Source organism: Burkholderia sp. Bp9015, assembly GCF_003853505.1.
Taxonomy (GTDB): Bacteria; Pseudomonadota; Gammaproteobacteria; order Burkholderiales; family Burkholderiaceae; genus Burkholderia.
Map to the genome: position 1 here is coordinate 258,049 of NZ_QTPZ01000004.1, position 19,663 is coordinate 277,711.

A 19,663-nucleotide genomic window follows, 5' to 3' on the forward strand; every position below is an offset into this window, starting at 1 on the left:
TGCGCGGTGTTACTTGCCGTACACGTCGAAATCGAAGTACTTCTTCGCGATCTTGTCGTACGTGCCGTCCTTGCGCATGCCGGCGATCGCGCCGTCGATCTTCGCCTTCAGGTCGGTGTCTTCCTTGCGCAGGCCGATGCCGGCGCCGTTGCCGAGCGTCTTCGGATCGTCGATGTCCTTGCCGGCGAAATCGAAGTTCGCGCCGCGCGGCGTCTTCAGGAAGCCGATTTCAGCCTGCACCGCGTCCTGCAGCGCGCCGTCCAGACGGCCCGAGATCAGGTCGGCGTAGACCTGGTCCTGGTTCTGGTAAGGCACGACGTTCACGCCCTTCGAGGCCCAGTACGTCTTCGCGTAGGTTTCCTGGATCGTGCCCTGCTCGACGCCGACCGACTTGCCCTTCAGCGATTCGGCCGTCGGCATCAGGCCGGCGCCCTTCTTCGCGACGAGGCGCGTCGGCGTGTTGAACAGCTTCGACGAGAACGCGATCTGTTCCTCGCGTGCCGGCGTCATCGACATCGACGACAGGACGCCGTCGAACTTGCGAGCCTTCAGTGCGGGGATCATCCCGTCGAAGTCGTTCTCGATCCACACGCACTTCGCGTTGATGCGGCGGCAGATTTCGTTGCCGAGATCGACGTCGAAGCCGACCACCTTGCCGTCAGCCCCTTTCGATTCGAAAGGCGGGTAGCTTGCGTCGACGCCGAAGCGTACGGTCGTCCAGTCCTTCGCGTATGCAGTGCCGGCCGATACGGCGAGCAGGGCCACGGTCACAGCCGCAAGAATCTTTTTCACTCGGTGACTCCTCGTTTTGTTCGATGGGTGCGCGGTTGTGCCGCGCCGTAAGCCTTCGGCCCGGCGCGGCTTCGCGTCGGACTGTCCGTTTCGCTGCCCGATGCGGGCGCGCGACGTGCGCAAGATTATCAAGACAAAATACCGGCAGGGCGCCTAGGACAAGCCCCGATACCGGACCCGACGGCTGCGCATGCGGCGCGCGACCGTTTCAGAGGAAGGAACGATTCAACCTAGCGTTTCGTTGACCGCGCGCTGCAGGCAGGTGACGAATTGCGATACCGCCGGCGTCGGCAGCAGGTCGCGGCGCGCGATGATCGACAGGTCGAAGCGCGGCATGCTTTCGTCGAGATCGGCCGTGCGGATCCCGAGCGGCGCCACCATCGCGGCCAGCGGGCGCGTGAAGCAGCCGATCACGTCGGAGCGCGCGACGAGCCCGAGCGTCACCGCGAACGACATCGGCGAGCGCAGCAGGCGCTTCGGCAGCGGCAGCCCGCGCGCCTCGAACATCCCGACCATCACGCTGTGCGGAAACTGCTCGGCGCCGACCGTGACGATCCATTCCGCGTCGAGCAATTCCTCTAATCGGCGCGCGTGCGCGAGCGGGTGGCCTTCGCGCATCACGACGGTGAACTCGGTCGACAGCAGCGGGACCTGCGTGAAATCGCGGTCGAGCGCGGGCACATGGTGCATCGCAGCGATGTCGAGCGTGCCGTTGCGCAGCTGCGCGAGCGCGTCGGGCACCGTCACTTCCTCCAGATGCAGGTTCACGTTCGGCATCGACCGGCGGAAGGCGGTGACCGCGTGCGGCAGCGCGGTCAGCGCGATCGACGGCATCGTGCCGACCGCGACGCGCCCCGACATTTCCCCTTTCACCTGCTCGACGGCCTCGACGGTGCGGCGCATGTCGCCGAGCAGCTGCTCGGCGCGCGGCAGCAGCGCGTGGCCGCACGCGGTCAGCTCGACGCCGCGCACGCTGCGCACGAGCAGTTCCGCGTTCAGCGCCGTTTCGAGTTCGCGGATCGTGTGCGTGATCGCGGGCTGGGTGACGCCGAGCTCGCGCGCGGCGGCGCGCAGGCTCTTGTGATGCGCGGCGGAGACGAAGGCCTGGAGCTGCGCGATGTTCAGGTGGTTGCGGATGCGGGTCATCGATCGGTTCGGATCTGGCGGCGGGCCGGGGCGCCGGCGCGAAGATCGATAGGGTAGCGCGAGGTGACGGCGGGCGCGGGGCGGAACAAAAATCGCGCGGCGGTGCGCGGCACAGTTTCGCCGTGTCCGGCGGCAAACCGATCAGGATTGCAGATGATGTTGCGTGCGTGTTCGAGATGCCGTCGATGTATGCCGCGATACGACATCATCGCGTTTCCGTTCGACGGCGTCCCGGCGTGTCAGGCGAGCGCCAGTTCGACGGCCGCGAGCGTGCGGCGGCGGATCCAGCCGCTCCCGAGCCGGATCGCGAGCCAGTACGGCAGGAACAGCAGGCGCGTGCGCGCGCTCGGACAGTGCACGAAGGTTTCGGTGCGCAGCAGCCGCGCGCCTGACGACAGCCCGACGACCTCGAAGCGCAACACCAGCTTCGCGTCATCCGGATCGTCGTGCCGCACGAACGCCGCGGCGTCGTCGATCGTGCGCACGTCGGGCGTCGGACGCCAGAAGCGTCCGACGAGCCCGAGCGACAGCGACGTGTCGTCGCGATGCAGCAGCGTGAACGAATCGAAGCCGAAGCGCTCGCGGGCGGCGCCGGCCGGACGCTGGCCCAGCGCGCGGGCGATGGCCGCCGGCGCTTCGCGCACGGCAAGCAGCGCGTCGATGACGGGATCGGCGCGCATGTCGAGCGTGGCCACCGCATCGATGATGCGCGACGGCGGCGCGTCGATCGGCCGCGATTCATGAACTTCGACGAAACCGAACGACGGGATGAACGGTGGCTTGCGCGCCGCGGTCCGCGTGTCTGATTCGGAGACGATGCCGAACGGATTCATGAGCGTTCCGGAGGATAAAACGCGATCGTAGCACCGCGTGCGGATTCGCGATGCGCGGCACGCTGCCGCGGTTTCCCGTCCCGGCCGGAGGGCCCGCCGGAACCCCCGTCGCACCGACGAAAAAAAGCCCGGAAACGTACGTTCCCGAGCCTGGAGACCATCAACGACGATGGTGGAGGAGACGATGCCGTCCCGATGCGCGCCGCCCTTCGGCAGGCGACGTCGCGCATGATCCGCGGTCAGATCGCCCAGCCGCCGAGATAGAACGTGACGAGCACGGCCGCGATGAGCACGGTGCCGACGTTGAGCTTGCGGAATTCGCCGCTGGCGACGCGGCCGATCACGAGCGTCGAGAAGCCGAGCATGATGCCCGTCACGATGTTCGCGGTCAGCACGATGAACACCGCGCACACGAGGCCCGACATCGCGTCGACCATGTCGTCCATGTGCAGCTTGCTCACGCTGCCGAGCATCAGCAGGCCGACGTACATCAGCGCGGGGGCCGTGGCGTACGACGGCACGAGGCCCGCGAGCGGCGAGAAGAACATCACGACCAGGAACAGCACGCCGACCACCGCGGCCGCGAGGCCCGTCTTCGCACCGGCCGCCACGCCGACGCTCGACTCGATGTAGGCCGCCGCCGGCGCGCCGCCGAGGAAGCCGGAGAAGATCGAGCTGACCGAATCGGCGGTCAGCGCGCGGCCGCCGTTGATGATGCGGCCGTTCTCGTCGAGCTGGCCGGCCTGGCCCGCGACCGCGCGGATCGTGCCGGTCGCGTCGAACACGGCGGTCATCACGAGCGCCAGCACGCTCGGCAGCACGGCCATCGACAATGCGCCCTTGATGTCCATCGCGCCGATCAGCGACGCGTGGCCCGGTGCGCTCAGCGACGGCAGCGCGAAGATGCCGCGGTACTTCACGGCCGGATCGAACGCGAGGCCGATCAGCGAAATCGCGACCACCACGAGCAGGATGCCGCCCGGCACGCGACGCTTCTCGAGCCCGAAGATCGCGGCGAGGCCGACGACCGACATGATGACCGGGAACGCGGTGATCTGGCCGAGCGAGACCGGCAGGCCGGCGCCCGGATTCTTGATCACGAGGCCGACGTCGTTCGACGCGATCAGCAGCAGGAACAGGCCGATGCCGATCCCGGTGCCGTGCGCGACGCCCGCGGGCAGGTTGCGCAGGATCCACGAACGCACGCCGGTGACCGAGATGCCCGTGAACACGAGACCCATCAGGAACACGGCGCCGAGCGCGACGGCCGGCGGCAGGCCCTTGCCGAGCACGAGCCCGAACGCGGTGAACGCCGTCAGCGAAATCGCGCAGCCGATCGCGATCGGCAGCTTCGCCCACAGGCCCATCAGCAGCGAACCGAACGCGGTGGTGAGGCAGACCGCGACGAATACCGCGCTCGTGTCGAAGCCGGCCTTGCCGAACATGCCGGGCACGACGAACACGGAGTAGACCATCGCGAGGAAAGTGGTCACGCCCGCGACGATTTCGCGACGCTGCGTGCTGCCGCGCGACGAAATGCCGAAGTACCGGTCGATGACTCCCTTGGTGCCGAAGTCCGTTTCTTCCGCGCCGACGCCGACCGTCGGCTGCACCGGGGTATCACTCATGAGCTTGCTCCTTTATCAGCATGCTGAAACGGCCCGTGGCGGACCGTCGTCAGGGTGTCTCGAATCTGGTTGGAATGTTCGGCGGCGTCGTGGGGACGCTTCACGCGTGAGTCGTGTCGTCGTACGCGCGTCGAAGGGGGCGCGTATGCCGCGTCGTGCGACGCGTGGTGCGGTCGATCCTGTCACGTGTGCTTTGCCGTAGCGAAGGTTAGGCGAACGGCCCGTCACGTCCCATTGGGGGATGAGCATGCAGCGCATGTCGCAGCGCTTATATCGGCGTGCAACGGGGCTTCGTGGTCGCGGAACGCGTGTATACGCCTAGTTCGAATCCGTTAAGGCGACTATTTGAATGCAGGGTCGGCGGGCGGGGCGGGAGCGGGTGATGCATCGACTCTTACGAAGGACTTTCGGAGAGGCTGCGCGGGCGCGCGGAAACAGCCGCGCCGGATGTGAAAACGCGGCCGTGCGCAACCCGCATCCGGATGATGCCGGTGCCGCGCGCGGGCCGCGCCCGCGCTCGTCCTGGCCTGCCACTGCATCAGACACGCGCGAGATGCGCGAGGTACGTGCAGAACATGTCGGCCATCGCGGTCGCATATGCGTCGATTTCCGCAGGCGTGCGCGCGGTTTCGGAGAATGCCTTGCCGCCCGTCGTGAGCGTCGTCATGATCAATTCGCACGCGAGCGCATGCGTGGCGTCGGGCACGTCGGGCAGCGCTTCGCGCATGAACGCGCTGAAGATCCGGTTGCACGCGGCCTTCACTTCCTGCGCCTCGGGGGCGTCGCGATAGAGCGGCGCGGCATCATCGAGTGCGATGCGCATGGGCGCTTCGTCGCATTCAGAACGGATGAACGCGTGGACGGCGGTGCGCAGGCGCTCGGGCGGCGTCTGCTGCGGGTCCTGCAGAATCGCGCAGAGCATCCCGGACGTCTGCCGCCACTCGTCGTGCTGGAGCCGGAACAGCACGGCCGCCTTGTTCGGGAAGTACTGGTACAGCGAGCCGACGCTCACGCCGGCGCGCTCGGCGACGCGCGCCATCGTGAAGCGCTGCGCGCCTTCGGTCGCCAGAACCTGAATAGCGGCCTGCAGCACGGCGTCGACGAGCTGGGTCGAGCGGGCCTGCCGAGGCAGTCTGCGCGAGGCGATCGGGGTGTTGCGGCGGTCGGTCATGACGGGTCTGCCAATGCGAATAGTAAAACATGAATAGTTCGTCATATTCTAGTCGGGCGCCCTGACGCACTCAACCTGACACCGGAGATTCGCATGACCACCCTGATTCACGACCCGCTGGCGGCGCTGCTCGCGCGCCTGTTCGACGAAGCCGAGGCATCGTCGCCCGCGTCGAGCCCGGACTTCGCCGACCTGTCGCACGACGAGCACGCGCGGCTGATGCGCAGCAAGACCGGTTACGCCGATTTCTATGCACGCCTGAAGGACTATCCGCTCGCGGTGTCGCGCGAGACGGGCACGCTGCTGTACATGCTCGCGCGCGGCTGCGGTGCGCGCTCGATCGTCGAATTCGGCACGTCGTTCGGCATCTCGACGCTGCACCTCGCGGCCGCGCTGCGCGACAACGGCGGCGGCCGGGTGATCACGAGCGAGTTCGAAGCGTCGAAGGTCGAACGGGCGCGCGCGAATCTGACGGCGGCCGGGCTGGCCGATCTGGTGGAAATCCGCGTGGGCGATGCGCTGCGCACGCTGGCGGCCGATCTGCCGGAGACCGTCGATCTCGTGTTGCTCGACGGCGCGAAGGCGCTGTATCCGGAGATCCTCGCGCGGGTCGAGCCGCGGCTGCGGCCCGGCGCGTTCGTCGTCGCCGACAACGCGGAATACAGCCCCGACTACCTCACCTACGTGCGTGCGCCGGAGAACGGCTACCTGTCGGTGCCGTTCGGCGGCGATGTCGAGCTGTCGATGCGGATCGGCTGAGCGGCGAGACGTTGCAAGCATGCTGGCCGCGCGGCGCGCGCCGCCTGGGCCGCCGTGAACGGCAGGCTCGCGGCGAGCGCGAGCCGGGCGAGCGTTGCTTTCATGCAGGATTCCTTCGGATCGTTTACGCCGCGGCTTGCGCGAGCGTCGGATAGTCGGTCAGGCCCTGTGCGCCGCCGCCGAACAGCGTATTGCGGTCGTGCGGCGTGAGCGCGGCGCCGGTGCGCAGGCGCTCGGGCAGGTCGGGGTTCGCGACGAACGGGCGGCCGAAGGCGACGAGGTCGGCCCAGCCGGCGGCGATCGCTTCGCGGGCGCGCTCTGCGGTATATGCGCCGGCGTAGATCAGCACGCCCGGGTACGCGGCACGCAGCTGCTGCTTGAATTCGACCGGCATCAGCGGCGCATCGTCCCAGTCGGCTTCCGCGATGTGCAGGTAGCCGACGCCGAGTTCGCCGAGCAGCTTCGCGGCGGCGAGGTAGGTCGTTTCCGGATCGTCGTCGACGCAGCCGTTCAGCGTGGTCAACGGCGCGAGGCGGATGCCGACGCGCGATGCGTCGCCGGTGCCTTCGATCAGCGCCTGCGTGACTTCGCGCAGGAAGCGCAGCCGGTTTTCGAGCGAGCCGCCGTACGCGTCGGTGCGCGTGTTCGCGTTCGAGTCGATGAACTGGTTCACGAGATAGCCGTTCGCGCCATGCAGCTCGACGCCGTCGAAGCCTGCCTCGATCGCGTTGCGCGCGGCGGCGCGGTACTGATCGACGATCTCGCGGATTTCGTCGACGGACAGCGCGCGCGGCTCGGAGGCCTGCACGAAGCCCGGCGTGCTGCCGTCTTCACCGGCGATGAACACGTTCACGCCCTTCGCCTGGAGCGGCGACGACGACACGGGTTGCCGGCCGCCGAGCAGGCTCGTGTGGCTCAGCCGGCCGACGTGCCACAGCTGCGCGAAGATGCGGCCGTGCGTGGCGTGGACGGCGTCCGTCACCTTGCGCCAGCCGGCGACCTGCGACGGCGTGTGGATGCCGGGCGTCCATGCGTAGCCCTTGCCGAGCGGCGCGATGTAGGTGCCTTCGCTGACGATCAGGCCCGCACTCGCGCGCTGCGCGTAATACGCGGCCATCAGTTCGTTGGCTTCGTCGCCGGGCTGGCTCGCGCGCGAGCGCGTCATCGGCGGCATCACGATGCGGTTCGGCAGCGTCAGCGCGCCGAATTGCAGCGGTTGGAACAGCGGGTCCTGGGTCATGATGGATTCCTGTCGGTGCCGCGGCCGGCTGGCCGCGGACGGGTCGATTGAGGGTGCGGCGCGCTTAGTCCCACGTCGGCGCGAGGCCGGCCGGATCGACTTCGCGGCCGTTGCGCTCGAGCGCGGCGATCTGCGCCATGTCTTCGTCGGTGAGGCGCAGCGTCTGCGCGAGCAGGTTGCTCGCGAGGTTCTCGCGCTTGGTCGACGACGGGATCACCGAGTAGCCGAGTTGCAGTGCCCAGGCCAGCGCGACTTGCGCCGGCGTCGCGTCGTGACGCCGCGCGATCGCGCCGATCACCGGGTCGCCGAGCACCTTGCCGTACGCGAGCGTCATGTACGACGTCACGTGGATGCCTTCGGCGTTCAGGAACTCGACCAGCTTGCGGTTCTGCAGGTACGGGCTGAGTTCGATCTGGTTCGTCGCGATCGCATCCTTGCCGACCACCGCGATCGCTTGCTTCGTCAGTTCGATGTTGAAGTTCGAGATGCCGATCTGGCGCGTGAGGCCCTTCGCCTTGGCTTCGGCGAGCGCAGTCATGAATGCCTCGAGCGACACGCCGTTGTCCGGGGCCGGCCAGTGGATCAGCGTCAGGTCGACATAGTCGGTGCGCAGCTTGCGCAGGCTTTCCTCGAGGCTCGCCACCAGCTTTTCCGGTGCATAGTTGTCGACCCAGATCTTCGTCGTGAGGAACAGGTCTTCGCGGCGCACGCCCGACGCGGCGATCGCTTCGCCGACTTCGGCTTCGTTGCCGTAGATCTGCGCGGTGTCGATCGCGCGATAGCCGACTTCGAGGCCGTTACGGACCGAGTCGATCACAACCTGGCCTTGCAGGCGGAACGTACCGAGGCCGAATGCGGGAATGTTGCTCATCTTGTGCTCCTGGGATAGGTGGACCGATTGCGGTATGGAAGTCATTCTGGCGTTTGATACTGATGAGATAAACGCCTTTAGAGGTCAAAAATATTTGATTTAAAGTCAAATATCGGTCGTGGGTCGAGCCGGCTGCCGGCGTGCCTTCGTCAGGCCGTGGCCGTGTGCGCGCTCGTGTCGGCAGCGTCGTTCGCATTCGCATGGAATGCCGGCAGCACGTCCGACGCGATCTCGGCCATCGTCTCGTCGAGCGGACGGCGGTTGCGGCGGAAATGCAGGCCGATGTGCTGCACGCCCGCGTCGCGCATCGCCGCGAGTTCCTCCGTCAGCGCGATGCGCCCGGCGCGCGCGCCGAAGCGGTGCCGCTGCAGCGGCTCGTGCGGATCATCCGCGAGGTCGAGGTGGATGAAGCTCACGTACGGCTTGTTGCCGGCCACCGCGCGCCAGTTCGCGACCCGTTTCAGGTGATCGTCCGGCGTGCCCGGATACGCGAGGCAGCCGTCCATGTGTTCGCCGATCCAGGCGGGCGTCTGCTGCGCGAGACCCGCGACGAGCAGCGGCACCGGCGAGCGCGCGGCCGGCAGCACGTCGAGGCCCGGCGGCAGGTGAGCGCGCGCGCCGTCGCGCAGCAGCGCGATCTGGTCGCGGAAATTCGCGCCGCGCGATGCGAAGTCGCGGCCGAACAGCGGATATTCGACCGGCCGGTCGCCGCTCGCGACGCCGAGCAGCAGGCGTGAGCGGCTCAGTTCCTGGATCGTCGCGGCGGATTTCAGCGTCAGCAGCGGTTCGCGCAGCGGCAGCACGACGGCCGCCGTGCCGAGCAGGATGTCGCGCGTGATGCCGGCGAGGTAGCCGAGATACGAGAAGGTCTCGAACACCTGCGCGGCGTCGCCGAACGACGGGTCGTACACCGGCACGTCGCGCACCCAGAGCGCGCGGAAGCCGAGCGTGTCGGCCAGTTGCGCGAGTTCCGCGTGCATTTCCAGGTCGGGCACGCCGGGGCGGCGGCCGTCATGCTGGCGCTTCGCGTCGCCGGCCGGCGACCAGTCGTTGTCGAGCGGCAGTTCGATGCCGATGCTGAAGCCGCCGGCGGTGAGCTTGTCGAGTGAGGTGGACATGATCGGGCGTCTCCGTTCAGATCGCGCGCAGGCTGCCTTCGAGCCGGTAGAAATCGAGCGACGCCGCGGTGAAGAACGAGCGCGATGTGCCGGCCGCGAAGTCGTCGATGTGCACCACGGTGGCGCGGTCGGCTTCCTGCCACGAGATCGCATAGGTCTCGCCGGCGACGTGCTGCCACGTGCAGGCGACTTCGCCCTTCGCGCCGGCGTATGCGCCTTCGGTGATTTCGTAGCGCATGCGGAGGCCGTCTTCGTCATAGGCGTTGAGCGCGGTGAGGCCCTCGTAACGGACTTCGAACGTCTTGCCGGCGAACGGCGGGCGTTGGGTCGATGCGTTCATGCTGAGCAGCTCCTGCAAAAGGTTGACGTTCAATGGGCGAGTTCGACGGGTTCGGCCGTGCGTTCGGGCAGCCCCTGGCCGCGGTCGAGACGGCCGCTCAGCGCGGTCAGCGCGAATGCGCCGAGCGTGACGGCGGCGGCGATCCACGGCGTGTGGCCGAGGCCGACGTTCGCGACGATCAGGCCGCCGAGCGACGAGCCGCCCGCGACGCCGAGGTTGAACGCGGCGATGTTGAAGCCCGATGCGACGTCGGTGGCGTCCGGCGCGAAGTGGCGCGCCTGCTTGACGACGTACACCTGCAGGCCCGGCACGTTGCCGAACGCGACCGCGCCCCACGCGAGCATCGTCAGCACCGCGAGCCATTTCACGTGCACCGTGAAGGTCAGCGCGAGCAGCACGATCGCGAGCAGCAGGAAGATCCGCTTGAGCGCCTTGACCGGGCCGACGCTGTCGGCGAGCTTGCCGCCCCACACGTTGCCGACCGCGACCGACACGCCGTAGCCGACGAGCACGAGGCTGACCTGCGATGGCGTGAAGCCGGCGATCTGTTCGAGCAGCGGTGCCATGTAGGTGAACGCGATCAGCGAGCCGCCGTAGCCGACCGCCGTCATCGCGTAGACGAGCAGCAGGCGCGGCTGGGCGAGCACGCGGAACTGGCGGGCGAGCGGCGCCGGCGGCGTTTGCGGAAGACCGCGCGGCACGAACGCCACCGCGCCGAGGAACGCGACGAGGCCGAACAGCGCGACGATCAGGAACGTCGCGCGCCAGCCGAAGTGCTGGCCGATGAAGGTGCCGAGCGGAATGCCGGCGACGAACGCGACGGTCATCCCGCTGAACATCGTCGCGATCGCGCTGGCTGCCTTGTCCTTCGGCACGAGCGTGGTCGCGATGATCGAGCCGACCGAGAAGAACACGCCGTGTGCGAGGCCGGTGAGCACGCGCGCGACGATCAGCGATTCGTAGCCCGGCGCCTGCCAGGCGACGAGGTTGCCGACGGTGAAGAGCGCCATCAGCGCGGCGAGCAGCATCTTGCGCGGCACGCGGCCGGTGAGCGCGGTGAGGAGCGGCGCGCCGATCGCGACGCTCAGCGCGTAGAGGCTGACGAGCAGGCCGGCCGACGGCAGGCTGACGCCGAGATCGGCGCCGATCGTCGGGATCAGCCCGACGATCACGAATTCGGTCGTGCCGATGGCAAAGGCGCTGATGGTCAGCGCAAGCAGGGCGAGTGGCATGGCGGGATCCTGGTTCCAGTGAGGATGGATCGCAGTGTGCCGCCTTTACTTTTGCGGAAAAACTGGTCTATAAACCAAATTGTTTTGATTTCAGATCAACAATGAAGATCACCCTCGACGAACTCCAGGCCTTTGCCGCCGTGGTCGACACCGGTTCGATCACCGCCGCCGCCCAGCAGCTCGACCTCACCGTGTCGGCCACGAGCCGCACGCTCGCGCGGCTCGAGGAGAAGCTGAAGACCACGCTGCTGCGCCGGACCACGCGCCGGCTCGAACTGACCGAAGAGGGGCGCGCGTTCCTGCAGGAGGCGCGCGCGATCATCGAATCGGTCGAGAACGCCGAGGAGCAGATGCTCGCGCGGCGCGAAATGCCGTCGGGGCGGTTGCGCGTCGATGCCGCGACGCCGTTCATGCTGCACGTGATCGTGCCGCTCGTGCGCGGCTACCGCGAACGCTTCCCGAAGGTCGACCTGGAGCTGAACAGCAACGAAGGGATCATCGACCTGCTCGAGCGGCGCACCGACGTCGCGATCCGGATCGGCCGGCTCAAGGATTCGACCTTGCACAGCCGGCGGATCGGCAACAGCCGGCTGCGCATCCTCGCGAGCCCCGCCTATATCGAAGCGCACGGCCAGCCGCGCAAGGTCGAGGATCTCGGCAAGCACACGCTGCTCGGCTTCACGCAGCCCGAATCGCTGAACGTGTGGCCGATCCTCGGCGCGGACGGCGAGCCGAGCCGCATCGAGCCCGCTATCTGGTCGTCGAGCGGCGAGACGCTGCGGCAGCTCGCGCTGGAGGGCGCGGGCGTCGTGTGCCTGTCGGATTTCATGACCGCGCAGGATCGCGAGGCCGGGCGGCTCGTGCAGGTGCTCGCGCGGCAGACGCTCGACGTCGAGCAGCCGATCAACGCGGTGTATTACCGGAATACCGCGATTTCGTCGCGGATCGCGTCGTTCGTCGATTACATGATCGAGGTGCTGGGCGGCGGGAGCGGCGGCAGCGATGCGCCGACGCGGCGCAAGGCGGCGTGGATGGGGACGGTGTAGCCGGGACGGCTGCGTCGTCGCCGCCGGGTGCCGTTCCCGCGCAGGACGGCTCAGCGGATTTTCTCTGGCCGAAGGTTACGGCCGGGAGGCGGGCGGTGTGCGGCGGGCGCCCCTGATGTGACCCGGCATGCCAACGGCGCTCGCGTCGCCGGCATGCCATCGTGTGCTGCGCTTCTTAAGCTTCTTACGCCTCTTCGGACCACGACATGTTGTCGCGCGCCAGCAGCGCCGACGATGCCGCCGGCCCGAACGTGCCTGCGGTGTACAGGCGCGGACGGTCGCCGAGTTGCTTCCAGCCGTTGAGTATCGGCTCGACCCACGACCAGGCGGCCTCGAGTTCGTCGCGGCGCATGAAGTGCGTGAGGCGCCCGCGGATCACGTCGATCAGCAGCCGTTCGTACGCTTCCGCGCGCCGTTCCGGAATCGCCTGCTGCAGGTCGAGGTTCAGGCTCACGGGCACCATCTTCATCCCGCTGCCCGGCTCCTTCGCGAGCATCTGCAGCTGGATCGACTCTTCCGGCTGCAGCTGGATCACGAGGCGGTTGCTGTAGTGGCGCGGGCCGGTCGGGATGATCGAGAACGGCATGTCGGCGAACTCGATCACGATTTCCGACTGGCGGCGCTGCAGCCGCTTGCCGGTGCGCAGGAAGAACGGCACGTTCGCCCAGCGCCAGTTGTTGATGTGCGCACGCAGCGCGACGAAGGTCTCCGCGTGGCTGTCCGCCGGCACGTTCTCCTCGTCGAGATAGCCCTTGACCGGCTGGCCGTCGACCGCGCCGGCCGTGTACTGGCCGCGCACCGTGTCGCGTGCGACGTCCGACAGCGCCATCGGCCGCAGCGAGCGCAGCACCTTCAGCTTCTCGTCGCGCACCGCGTCCGGGTCGAGCGACACCGGCGGCTCCATCGCGACGATGCACAGCAGCTGCAGCAGGTGGTTCTGCACCATGTCGCGCAGCGCGCCGGTGTGATCGTAGAAGCCCGCGCGGCTGCCGACGCCGACCGTTTCCGCCACCGTGATCTGCACGCTGCGGATGCTCGGCGCCTGCCACAGCGGCCCGAAGATCGGGTTGCCGAAGCGCAGCACCATCAGGTTCTGCACGGTTTCCTTGCCGAGGTAATGGTCGATCCGGTAGATCTGCGATTCCGCGAAATGCTTGCCGACCGCATCGTTGATCGCCTTCGCCGACGCGAGATCGTGGCCGAGCGGCTTTTCGAGGACGACGCGCGAGCGCGCATCGACGAGCTGCGCGGCCGACAGGTTGTCGCAGATCGTCGTGAACAGCTCGGGCGACGTCGACAGATAGAACACGCGGATCGCGTCGCTGCGCGCCGCTTCGGCGAGGCGCGCGTAGTCTTCCGGCGCGCTCACGTCGATCAGCACGTACTGGAACAGGTCGAGGAAACGACTCCACGCGTCGGCGTCGAAGGCCTTGTCGTCGATGAACGGGCGCGATTGCTCGTCCATGAACTTGCGGTAGCCGTCGATGCCCCAGTCGCGGCGGCCGACCGCGATGATGCGCGTCTCCGGCGGCAGGTTGCAGTGCAGGTGCGCCATGTACAGCGCGGGCAACAGCTTGCGGGCGGCCAGGTCGCCGCCGCCGCCGAAGATGATCATGTCGACGGGTTGGTCGGCTTCGGTCTGATTGGGCTTATTCGTCATGAGTGGTTCGCGGTCTGAAGCGGTGTGAGCGTGGAACGAACGGCGAGCGCCGGGCGCCGGTGGGTTGGCGCGCCAGTACGTGAAAACACTAATAGTGCACGCTTTTGATCGATTGCGGATCGGTTCCCGCGTATGTAACAGGGCTTGCATGACCTGCGTTGGCGCGATTATGATTGAGCGCTCACTCATTAAAGGAATCGAACGTGGCCCGACCGCGCAGTCCCGACAAGCACGACGCCATCCTCGCCGCTGCCGCCCGCGCGCTCGCGGAGGACGGCGCGGGCGCGACCACCGCGCGCATCGCGCGGCTCGCCGGCGTGGCGGAAGGCACGGTGTTCACCTATTTCGAGACCAAGGATGCGCTGCTGAACGCGCTGTACCTGAGCCTGAAGGCCGGCCTGCGCGACGCGATGATGACCGGGTTTCCGGAGCACGCGCCGGCCGAACAGGCGATGCGGCATGCGTGGAACGGCTATGTGTCGTGGGGCGTCGCGAACCCGGACGGGCGGCGCGCGCTGCAGCAGCTCGGCGTGAGCGGCCGTATCGACGACACGCATCGCGCGGCCGGTACCGAAGGCTTCGGCGCGATCAGCGCGTTGCTGCGTGCGCAAGTCGCCGCGGCGGGCGGGCTGAAGACCGACGACGCGCACGCGTTCTGCGCGGCGCTGTTCACGTCGATCGCGGAAACGGCGATGGAGTCGATCGCGCGCGACCCGGCGTTGGCCGATGCGTACCGCGAGGCCGGGTTTCGTGCGCTGTGGGCCGTGTTGCACGCGGTGTGAGTGGCGATCGGCGTGACGGAAATCTGAAGACGGGTGATCGGCGGCGCCTTGGGTTCGGGCGCTGCCGCACCGACGGAAGGCGGTTTCAGGCAGGGCGACGCGCGGCGAAAACGATCGTCTCGTCGCCCATATTAATGAGTGAGTAATCATTCATTTTTGGTTTCAACTTTGTCGAGGAGTGGAAAAATGTCGAAAGTCTGGCTGGTAACGGGGGCCGCACGCGGCCTGGGGCGCTCGATCGCGGAAGCGGTGCTGGCGGCGGGCGATCGTCTGGTGGCCGGCGCGCGCGATCCCGCGCGGCTCGCGGATCTGGAAGCACGGTACGGCGACCGGCTGCTGCCGATGGAACTCGACGTGACCGACGCGGCGGCGGCGGAGCATGCGGTGGCGGCGGCCCGCGACGCGTTCGGCCGCATCGACGTGCTGGTGAACAACGCGGGCTACGGTCATACGGCACCGTTCGAGCAGATGGGTGCCGACGACTTCCGCGACCAGATCGAAACGAACCTGTTCGGCGTGGTCAACCTGACGCGCGCGGTGCTGCCGACGATGCGCGCGCAGCGCGCGGGCCACATCTTCCAGGTTTCGTCGGTCGGCGGGCGCACGGCGACGGTTGGCCTGTCCGCGTATCAGGCCGCGAAGTGGGCGGTCGGCGGGTTCAGCGACGTGCTGTCGAAGGAAGTCGCGCCGTTCGGCGTGCGCGTCTGCACGCTGGAGCCGGGCGGGATGCGCACCGAATGGGCCTCGGAGGCGAAGCGTGCGGTCGACGGCCTGCTGCCCGACTATCAGCCGTCAGTCGGGAAAATGCTCGAATTGCTCGGCGCGTACGGCGGTCACGAGGTCGGCGATCCCGCGCGGATCGCGGCGCTGATCGTCGAGCTGTCGCGTCGCGACGACGTGCCGATGCGCTTGCTGCTCGGCGGCGATGCGCTGTTCGTGTGCGAGCAGGCGGAAGCGCAGCGCGCAGAGGAGGCGGCGCGGTGGCGCGATACGACGCTGTCGACGATGTTCCCGGACGCGAAGCTGCCGGATGGGCTGCAGGCGTTGAAGCAGGTCGGGTAAGCGCGGGAGCCGGGGCGGCGCGGGTTCGCGCGAGCGTCGCGCCGTGTCGTCGATTGCCGATTGCCGATTGCAGATGCAGATGCCGACGCCGACGCCGACGCCGACGCCGACGCCGACGCCGACGCCAATTGCGCGCGGCGACCCGAGGAAGACCGGGCGCATGCACGCCCCGGTCTTCGACGGCGATCGCCGTTGCCGGCGGTCCTCAGCGCCCCAGCGCGTAGAACTCCGCGTTCGGCCGCATGTTCGTCACGTTCGCGATGCGGTTCGACATCCCGAAGAACGCCGAAATCGCCGCGATGTCCCACGCGTCCTCTTCGGTGAAGCCATGCGACTTCAGCGTGTCGAAGTCCGCTTCGCCCACCTGGTGTGCAGTCTGCGAAACCTTCATCGCGAAGTCGAGCATCGCCTTCTGTCGAGCGGTGATGTCGGCCTTGCGGTAGTTGGTCGCGACCTGGTCGGCGATCAGCGGATCCTTCGCGCGGATGCGCAGGATCGCGCCGTGCGCGATCACGCAGTACTGGCACTGGTTCACGCTGCTGGTGGCCACGACGATCATTTCGCGTTCGGCCTTGGTGAGGTTGCCCGGCTTGTCCATCAGCGCGTCGTGATACGCGATGAACGCGCGAAACTCGTCCGGGCGATGCGCGAGCGTGAGGAACACGTTCGGGATGAAGCCCGACTTTTCCTGGACGGCCGCGATGCGTTCGCGAATGTCGTCGGGCAGGTCTTCGAGCGCGGGCACCGGAAAGCGGCTGACGGGCGCGTGGTCTGCAGCGGTCATGAGGTCTCCTGGATAAAGCGGCACGGGCGAACGCGATGCGCGCGCCACCGGCCGGGTATGAAACGATGCGTCGCCGTCGCCGTCGCCGTCGCCGTCGCCGTCGCCGGCGTCATGCGTTGACGTCCACGACGATGCGGCCGCGCACCTTGCCGCCGATCAGGTCCTCGGCGAGCGGGATGACATTTGCGAGGCCGACCTGATGGCTGATGGTGCCCAGTTTCTCGACGTCGAGATCGGACGCGAGCCTGCGCCATGCTTCCAGACGCTCGGCGCGCGGGCACATCACGCTGTCGATGCCGACGAGCGTCACGCCGCGCAGGATGAACGGCGCAACGGTCGCGGGGAAGTCCATGCCGGCGGCCAGGCCGCAGGCCGTCACCACGCCACGGTAGCGCGTGGTCGCGCACACGTTGGCGAGCACATGGCTGCCGGCGACGTCGACCGCGCCGGCCCAGCGTTCCTTGCCGAGCGGCTTGCCGGGTGCGCCGAACTGCGAACGGTCGAGGATCTCAACCGCGCCGAGCTGGCGCAGATAGTCGGCATCGGCCGGGCGGCCGGTCACGGCGACGACGCGATACCCGAGCCGCGCGAGGAGGGCGGTGGCGACGCTGCCGACGCCGCCGGCCGCGCCGGTCACCACGATCTCGCCATCGTCCGGGCGCACGCCATGCCGTTCCAGCGCCATCACGCACAGCATCGCGGTGTAGCCGGCCGTGCCGATGGCCATCGCCTGTTGCGGCGAAAACGCGGACGGCAGCGGCACCAGCCAGTCGCCGTCGACGCGTGCCTTCTGCGCGAGGCCGCCCCAATGCGTTTCGCCGACGCCCCAGCCGTTCAGCACGACGCGGTCGCCTGCCCGGTAGTCCGGGTGCGTGCTGTGTTCGACCTCGCCGACGAGGTCGATGCCCGGCACCATCGGAAATTTGCGGACCACCGGGCTCTTGCCGGTGATCGCGAGCCCGTCCTTGTAGTTCAACGTCGAATAGCCGACCCGGATCGTCACGTTGCCCGCAGGCAGCTGCGCGTCGTCCAGCGTCTGCAGCCGCGCGTGCTGGCCTGTCTCGTCCTTGTCGATCACGATGCCCTGGAACATCCGTCCTCCTTTCTAGACCGATCGTCTAGTTAATGGCAAAAAAACTCAGCGGCGAGGCAATCCATTGAAGAAAAACTGTGCGAACAGTGCGAGCGGCACGTCGCTGCGTTCGAGTTTCGCGCGCAGCACGGCGCCTTCCCAGCCGATCCAGAAGAACGCGGCCAGCTCGGCGGGATCGGCCGAGGCCGCCAGTTCGCCGGCGTGCTGTGCCGCGACCAGGCAGTCGGCCAGACGGCGCTGCCAATCCTCGAACGTCTCACGCAGGCGCGCGCGGAAACGCTCGGGCAGCGCGCCCATTTCCTGGCCGAGGTTGCCGATCAGGCAGCCTCGGCTGTATTCGTAGCGGGCCATGCCGTCGCGCGCATCGTCGACGAACGCGCGCACGCGCGCCAGCGGCGTTGCTTCAGTCTCGCTGAAATGACGGTCCAGCTTGCGCGCGAAGAACTCGGCGTAGCGATCGATCAGCTCGAGGCCGAACGCCTCCTTGCTGTCGAAGTAGTGATAGAACGAGCCTTTCGGCACGCCGGCGCGCCCGAGAATCTCGTCGAGCCCGGTGGCGGAAAAGCCCTTTTCGGTGAGCACCTCCAGCCCGGTGCGCAACAGCATGTCACGTGTCGCGACGAGGTCTTCGTGCTGCTTCGGTGGCCTGCCGCGGCGGCGCGGCGGATCGGTTCGAACGTCCATGGGCGAATAATAGACCGTTCGTCTCAAAAATCAATAGCGGGCATGTCGATCGCGCCGGGCGAACGCGTGCCGACGACCTTTGCCCGCGTTAACCCTGATTAATAAAGCTTATCGCGGTGAAAAATTCCGCATCTTATTGAACCGATATCGGCTCGCTATAGTGGCTCGCTTTCCCGCACGCACCGTTTGCGTGCGGCTGACACGCTGACGATCAGCAGGAGCCGCTTGATGACCACCGACGCCCGATTCACCGAAATCGAGGATCTGATGCCCGCCGCCGGCGGGTTGCGCGAGATCCGCCATCACATTCACCGCCACCCGGAACTCGCGTACGAGGAGCACGAAACGGCGGCGCTCGTCGCGGACAAGCTCGAGCAGTGGGGCTGGCAGGTGACGCGCGGGGTCGGCAAGACGGGCGTGGTCGGCACGCTGCGCGCGGGCGACGGCACGCGCAGCATCGGCATCCGCGCCGACATGGACGCGCTGCCGATCCTCGAGGCGACCGGCCTGCCTTATGCGAGCGGCACGCACGGCAAGATGCACGCGTGCGGCCACGACGGCCACACGACGATGCTGCTCGGTGCCGCGCAGCACCTCGCGAAGACGCGCAATTTCTCCGGCACCGTGCACCTGTATTTCCAGCCGGCGGAAGAGCACGGCGTCGACAGCGGCGCGAAGAAGATGATCGACGACGGCCTGTTCGAGCGCTTTCCGTGCGATGCGGTGTTCGGCATGCACAACCATCCGGGCGCGGCACCCGGCGTGTTCCTCACGCGGCGCGGCCCGTTCATGTCGGCCGGCGACAAGGCGATCATCTCGATCGAGGGCGTCGGCGGCCACGCGGCGCGGCCGCACCTGACGGTCGATCCGGTGGTCGTCGCGGCCAGCATCGTGATGGCGCTGCAGACGATCGTCGCGCGCAACGTCGACCCGTCGCAGCCGGCGGTCGTCACGGTCGGCTCGATGCACGCGGGCACCGCGAACAACGTGATCCCGAACGGCGCGCGTCTCGAACTCAGCGTGCGTTCGTTCAGCCCCGACGTGCGCGCGCTGCTCAAGCGCCGCATCGTCGAGCTCGCCGAGTCGCAGGCCGCGAGCTATGGCGCGACCGCGCACGTCGAGTACATCGAAGGCTATCCGGTCGTCGTCAATACGGATGCCGAAACGGATTTCGCCGCGCAGGTCGCGCGCGAACTGGTCGGCGACGCGCATGTGGTCGAGCAGGCCGACCTGCTGATGGGCAGCGAGGATTTCGCGTTCATGCTGCAGCAGCGGCCCGGCTCGTTCGTGCGGCTCGGCAACGGCGAAGGCGAGGACGGCTGCATGGTGCACAACCCGAAGTACGACTTCAACGATCGCAACCTGCCGATCGGCGCGGCGTTCTGGACGCGCCTCGTGGAGCGTTACCTCGGGCAGTAACCC

20 protein-coding genes are annotated in these 19,663 nt (G+C 67.9%); 5 read left to right on the top strand and 15 right to left on the bottom strand.

The annotated features are described in order from the left end of the window. Positions 1-9 precede the first annotated feature (9 nt). The 6 genes from DIE12_RS07230 to DIE12_RS07255 form a co-directional block, all read right to left on the bottom strand. Positions 10-792 (bottom strand): ABC transporter substrate-binding protein, encoded by a 783-nt coding sequence (locus DIE12_RS07230; protein ID WP_044845853.1) that lies wholly within the window; start codon positions 790-792, stop codon positions 10-12. A gap of 225 nt (positions 793-1,017) precedes the next feature. Continuing rightward, entirely contained in the window at positions 1,018-1,938 is a 921-nt protein-coding gene (locus tag DIE12_RS07235) for a LysR substrate-binding domain-containing protein (RefSeq protein WP_044845852.1), read from the bottom strand. Continuing rightward, positions 1,935-2,147: a hypothetical protein gene (locus DIE12_RS07240; RefSeq protein ID WP_124486128.1), complete on the bottom strand. Its 213-nt coding sequence runs from the start codon at positions 2,145-2,147 to the stop codon at positions 1,935-1,937. Before DIE12_RS07240 ends, DIE12_RS07235 begins: the two co-directional genes overlap by 4 nt. A 30-nt stretch (positions 2,148-2,177) precedes the next feature. Further along, the gene (locus DIE12_RS07245; RefSeq protein ID WP_124486129.1) at positions 2,178-2,771 is read right to left on the bottom strand and encodes a hypothetical protein; all 594 of its coding nucleotides are present in this window, start codon (positions 2,769-2,771) and stop codon (positions 2,178-2,180) included. A gap of 239 nt (positions 2,772-3,010) precedes the next feature. Continuing rightward, entirely contained in the window at positions 3,011-4,399 is a 1,389-nt protein-coding gene (locus DIE12_RS07250; RefSeq protein WP_124486130.1) for an NCS2 family permease, read from the bottom strand. A gap of 538 nt (positions 4,400-4,937) precedes the next feature. Beyond that, positions 4,938-5,615, bottom strand: coding sequence for a TetR family transcriptional regulator (locus DIE12_RS07255; RefSeq protein ID WP_124486131.1), 678 nt, complete (start codon positions 5,613-5,615; stop codon positions 4,938-4,940). A gap of 48 nt (positions 5,616-5,663) precedes the next feature. Between DIE12_RS07255 and DIE12_RS07260 the strand changes: the two genes are divergently transcribed. Further along, a complete protein-coding gene (locus DIE12_RS07260) occupies positions 5,664-6,329 on the top strand; it encodes an O-methyltransferase (protein WP_124520235.1) in 666 nt (221 codons plus the stop codon). A 124-nt stretch (positions 6,330-6,453) separates the two neighbouring features. Here DIE12_RS07260 and DIE12_RS07265 read toward each other — a convergent pair whose 3' ends face one another. From DIE12_RS07265 to DIE12_RS07285, 5 genes are all read right to left on the bottom strand, one after another. Then, positions 6,454-7,569: an alkene reductase gene (locus DIE12_RS07265; protein ID WP_124486133.1), complete on the bottom strand. Its 1,116-nt coding sequence runs from the start codon at positions 7,567-7,569 to the stop codon at positions 6,454-6,456. 64 nt (positions 7,570-7,633) lie between these two features. Beyond that, entirely contained in the window at positions 7,634-8,440 is an 807-nt protein-coding gene (dkgB, locus tag DIE12_RS07270) for a 2,5-didehydrogluconate reductase DkgB (RefSeq protein ID WP_124486134.1), read from the bottom strand. A 149-nt stretch (positions 8,441-8,589) separates the two neighbouring features. Next, positions 8,590-9,558 (bottom strand): LLM class oxidoreductase, encoded by a 969-nt coding sequence (locus DIE12_RS07275; RefSeq protein WP_124486135.1) that lies wholly within the window; start codon positions 9,556-9,558, stop codon positions 8,590-8,592. 16 nt (positions 9,559-9,574) lie between these two features. Beyond that, positions 9,575-9,898: a MoaF-related domain-containing protein gene (locus DIE12_RS07280; protein WP_124486136.1), complete on the bottom strand. Its 324-nt coding sequence runs from the start codon at positions 9,896-9,898 to the stop codon at positions 9,575-9,577. A gap of 29 nt (positions 9,899-9,927) precedes the next feature. Beyond that, positions 9,928-11,130: an MFS transporter gene (locus tag DIE12_RS07285; protein ID WP_124486137.1), complete on the bottom strand. Its 1,203-nt coding sequence runs from the start codon at positions 11,128-11,130 to the stop codon at positions 9,928-9,930. A 101-nt stretch (positions 11,131-11,231) separates the two neighbouring features. Between DIE12_RS07285 and DIE12_RS07290 the strand changes: the two genes are divergently transcribed. Then, the gene (locus DIE12_RS07290) at positions 11,232-12,176 is read left to right on the top strand and encodes a LysR family transcriptional regulator (RefSeq protein WP_124486138.1); all 945 of its coding nucleotides are present in this window, start codon (positions 11,232-11,234) and stop codon (positions 12,174-12,176) included. 184 nt (positions 12,177-12,360) lie between these two features. On the opposite strand, the gene zwf is transcribed toward DIE12_RS07290, so the two are convergent. Then, complete coding sequence (gene zwf, locus DIE12_RS07295) at positions 12,361-13,836, bottom strand: glucose-6-phosphate dehydrogenase (RefSeq protein WP_124486139.1); 1,476 nt, start codon at positions 13,834-13,836, stop codon at positions 12,361-12,363. A 203-nt stretch (positions 13,837-14,039) separates the two neighbouring features. Between zwf and DIE12_RS07300 the strand changes: the two genes are divergently transcribed. Further along, positions 14,040-14,618: a TetR/AcrR family transcriptional regulator gene (locus DIE12_RS07300; protein WP_124486140.1), complete on the top strand. Its 579-nt coding sequence runs from the start codon at positions 14,040-14,042 to the stop codon at positions 14,616-14,618. Between the two features lie 186 nt (positions 14,619-14,804). Beyond that, positions 14,805-15,680 (top strand): SDR family NAD(P)-dependent oxidoreductase, encoded by an 876-nt coding sequence (locus DIE12_RS07305; protein ID WP_124486141.1) that lies wholly within the window; start codon positions 14,805-14,807, stop codon positions 15,678-15,680. 205 nt (positions 15,681-15,885) lie between these two features. On the opposite strand, the gene DIE12_RS07315 is transcribed toward DIE12_RS07305, so the two are convergent. The 3 genes from DIE12_RS07315 to DIE12_RS07325 all read right to left on the bottom strand — a co-directional run bounded on the left by DIE12_RS07315 (position 15,886) and on the right by DIE12_RS07325 (position 18,241). Beyond that, the gene (locus tag DIE12_RS07315; protein WP_044845836.1) at positions 15,886-16,464 is read right to left on the bottom strand and encodes a peroxidase-related enzyme; all 579 of its coding nucleotides are present in this window, start codon (positions 16,462-16,464) and stop codon (positions 15,886-15,888) included. Between the two features lie 109 nt (positions 16,465-16,573). Next, positions 16,574-17,557 carry an MDR family oxidoreductase gene (locus tag DIE12_RS07320; RefSeq protein WP_124486143.1) on the bottom strand — a complete coding sequence of 328 codons (984 nt, stop codon included), beginning with the start codon at positions 17,555-17,557 and terminating at the stop codon, positions 16,574-16,576. 45 nt (positions 17,558-17,602) lie between these two features. Continuing rightward, positions 17,603-18,241 carry a TetR/AcrR family transcriptional regulator gene (locus DIE12_RS07325; RefSeq protein WP_124486144.1) on the bottom strand — a complete coding sequence of 213 codons (639 nt, stop codon included), beginning with the start codon at positions 18,239-18,241 and terminating at the stop codon, positions 17,603-17,605. Positions 18,242-18,469: 228 nt separating this feature from the next. Between DIE12_RS07325 and DIE12_RS07330 the strand changes: the two genes are divergently transcribed. Beyond that, positions 18,470-19,660 (top strand): M20 aminoacylase family protein, encoded by a 1,191-nt coding sequence (locus tag DIE12_RS07330; RefSeq protein WP_044845779.1) that lies wholly within the window; start codon positions 18,470-18,472, stop codon positions 19,658-19,660. Positions 19,661-19,663: the final 3 nt, after the last annotated feature.

What these genes read in the sequence shown, in the direction of transcription:
- DIE12_RS07265 (WP_124486133.1), bottom strand. Translation starts at nt 7,569, where the DNA reads ATGACCCAGGACCCGCTGTTCCAACCGCTGCAATTCGGCGCGCTGACG.
- dkgB (WP_124486134.1), bottom strand. Translation starts at nt 8,440, where the DNA reads ATGAGCAACATTCCCGCATTCGGCCTCGGTACGTTCCGCCTGCAAGGC.
- DIE12_RS07255 (WP_124486131.1), bottom strand. Translation starts at nt 5,615, where the DNA reads ATGACGAACTATTCATGTTTTACTATTCGCATTGGCAGACCCGTCATG.
- DIE12_RS07235 (WP_044845852.1), bottom strand. Translation starts at nt 1,938, where the DNA reads ATGACCCGCATCCGCAACCACCTGAACATCGCGCAGCTCCAGGCCTTC.
- DIE12_RS07290 (WP_124486138.1), top strand. Translation starts at nt 11,232, where the DNA reads ATGAAGATCACCCTCGACGAACTCCAGGCCTTTGCCGCCGTGGTCGAC.
- DIE12_RS07240 (WP_124486128.1), bottom strand. Translation starts at nt 2,147, where the DNA reads ATGATGTCGTATCGCGGCATACATCGACGGCATCTCGAACACGCACGC.
- DIE12_RS07285 (WP_124486137.1), bottom strand. Translation starts at nt 11,130, where the DNA reads ATGCCACTCGCCCTGCTTGCGCTGACCATCAGCGCCTTTGCCATCGGC.
- DIE12_RS07320 (WP_124486143.1), bottom strand. Translation starts at nt 17,557, where the DNA reads ATGTTCCAGGGCATCGTGATCGACAAGGACGAGACAGGCCAGCACGCG.
- DIE12_RS07260 (WP_124520235.1), top strand. Translation starts at nt 5,664, where the DNA reads ATGACCACCCTGATTCACGACCCGCTGGCGGCGCTGCTCGCGCGCCTG.
- DIE12_RS07315 (WP_044845836.1), bottom strand. Translation starts at nt 16,464, where the DNA reads ATGACCGCTGCAGACCACGCGCCCGTCAGCCGCTTTCCGGTGCCCGCG.
- DIE12_RS07280 (WP_124486136.1), bottom strand. Translation starts at nt 9,898, where the DNA reads ATGAACGCATCGACCCAACGCCCGCCGTTCGCCGGCAAGACGTTCGAA.
- DIE12_RS07275 (WP_124486135.1), bottom strand. Translation starts at nt 9,558, where the DNA reads ATGTCCACCTCACTCGACAAGCTCACCGCCGGCGGCTTCAGCATCGGC.
- DIE12_RS07250 (WP_124486130.1), bottom strand. Translation starts at nt 4,399, where the DNA reads ATGAGTGATACCCCGGTGCAGCCGACGGTCGGCGTCGGCGCGGAAGAA.
- DIE12_RS07245 (WP_124486129.1), bottom strand. Translation starts at nt 2,771, where the DNA reads ATGAATCCGTTCGGCATCGTCTCCGAATCAGACACGCGGACCGCGGCG.
- DIE12_RS07325 (WP_124486144.1), bottom strand. Translation starts at nt 18,241, where the DNA reads ATGGACGTTCGAACCGATCCGCCGCGCCGCCGCGGCAGGCCACCGAAG.
- DIE12_RS07305 (WP_124486141.1), top strand. Translation starts at nt 14,805, where the DNA reads ATGTCGAAAGTCTGGCTGGTAACGGGGGCCGCACGCGGCCTGGGGCGC.
- DIE12_RS07330 (WP_044845779.1), top strand. Translation starts at nt 18,470, where the DNA reads ATGACCACCGACGCCCGATTCACCGAAATCGAGGATCTGATGCCCGCC.
- zwf (WP_124486139.1), bottom strand. Translation starts at nt 13,836, where the DNA reads ATGACGAATAAGCCCAATCAGACCGAAGCCGACCAACCCGTCGACATG.